At 45.6% G+C, this 1,383-nt stretch carries 9 tRNA genes and 1 rRNA gene; all 10 read left to right on the top strand.

The annotated features are described in order from the left end of the window. Positions 1-88, top strand: a 5S ribosomal RNA gene (gene rrf, locus AC1EJ5_RS09985); the annotation flags it as partial. A gap of 117 nt (positions 89-205) precedes the next feature. Then, positions 206-280: transfer RNA gene (locus tag AC1EJ5_RS09980), tRNA-Asn, on the top strand. A gap of 13 nt (positions 281-293) precedes the next feature. After that, a tRNA-Met gene (locus tag AC1EJ5_RS09975) sits at positions 294-370 on the top strand. Positions 371-392: 22 nt separating this feature from the next. Beyond that, positions 393-469, top strand: a tRNA-Met gene (locus AC1EJ5_RS09970). A gap of 42 nt (positions 470-511) precedes the next feature. Further along, positions 512-586, top strand: a tRNA-Glu gene (locus AC1EJ5_RS09965). 76 nt (positions 587-662) lie between these two features. Beyond that, positions 663-737, top strand: a tRNA-Glu gene (locus AC1EJ5_RS09960). A gap of 3 nt (positions 738-740) precedes the next feature. Continuing rightward, a tRNA-Val gene (locus AC1EJ5_RS09955) sits at positions 741-816 on the top strand. A 107-nt stretch (positions 817-923) separates the two neighbouring features. Next, a tRNA-Asp gene (locus AC1EJ5_RS09950) sits at positions 924-1,000 on the top strand. A gap of 230 nt (positions 1,001-1,230) precedes the next feature. After that, positions 1,231-1,306 (top strand) — tRNA-Thr (locus AC1EJ5_RS09945). Positions 1,307-1,309: 3 nt separating this feature from the next. After that, positions 1,310-1,381 (top strand) — tRNA-Gly (locus AC1EJ5_RS09940). Positions 1,382-1,383 lie beyond the last annotated feature (2 nt).

Genomic DNA, 1,383 nt, shown 5'->3' with positions numbered 1-1,383 from the left:
TGTTCCCATACCGAACACAGAAGTTAAGCCTTATAACGCCGATGGTACTGCTCGGGCAACCGTGTGGTAGAGTAGGAAGTTGCCAAATAACTATTTCTAGCCTAATCGTTTTTACGATTAGGTTTGAAAAAAGTTAGAAATAATAATTAAATTAAGATTTATGATAAATTCTAGGTTTTCCTAGAATTATTCTATCTAGCTTTATGCTTAGGTAGCTCAATGGTGGAGCACCCGGCTGTTAACCGGTAGGTTGTGGGTTCGAGTCCCACCCTGAGCGCCAAAAAAGCTTTTAGCGCGGGATAGAGCAGTCTGGTAGCTCGTCGGGCTCATAACCCGGAGGTCGTAGGTTCAAATCCTGCTCCCGCAACCAAAATTATAATATTTTTTAATATGGCGAAGTAGCTCAGTTGGCTAGAGCATTCGGTTCATACCCGGAGTGTCAAGAGTTCAAGTCTCTTCTTCGCTACCATTTTTTTATAAGCTCTTAGCTTATTTGACCTAGGAGCTATATGGCTCCATGGTCAAGCGGTTAAGACACCAGCCTCTCACGCTGGTTTCCCGGGTTCGAATCCCGGTGGAGTCACCAGATTGACCATAGACTTATATAGCCTATGGTATTAATTTTTAAGGTGAAATTAAATTTTTAAAGATTTTAAAATCAAGGCCCCATGGTCAAGCGGTTAAGACACCACCCTTTCACGGTGGTATCCCGGGTTCGAATCCCGGTGGGGTCACCACATGGAAGTATAGCTCAGTTGGGAGAGCATCTGCCTTACAAGCAGGGGGTCACAGGTTCGAGCCCTGTTACTTCCACCAATATTATTACAATAATGACTATTTAGGGGATTGTACCGTATGAGTTGACGTTTATTCTAACGCCACTCCGTGGGGGCTCCTCTACGCGCCGGAGAGGCGTGCCTTATGGCCTGGTAGTTCAGCTGGTTAGAATGCCGCCCTGTCACGGCGGAGGTCGTGGGTTCGAATCCCATCCAGGTCGCCAATATAATAATAAACCTTAGATGTGGCTTCGTTCTAAGTCCGCCGTTACGGCGGAGAGTTCTTCGGACTCACTTTGTTCGTCTCGAAGATTTCAAATCTAACGATTTGAAACCCTGCAAGGGACTGGGTTCGAATCTCATCCAGGTCGCCAATAATATAGTAATTATAAGATTTAGAGCTTATTACAATATAGTGATTGGATAGTCTAATCCCGCCAACACTTTTTGATGGGCTGATGTAGCTCAATTGGTAGAGCAACTGACTTGTAATCAGTAGGTTGTGGGTTCAATTCCTATCATCAGCTCCATATGCGGATGTGGCTCAGTGGTAGAGCATCGCCTTGCCAAGGCGAGGGTCGCGAGTTCGAATCTCGTCATCCGCTCC

This window comes from Anaerococcus sp. C0059F3, assembly GCF_056590475.1.
The sequence above is the reverse complement of the archived record's forward strand: the minus strand, read 5'-3'. Positions and strand labels throughout refer to the sequence as shown.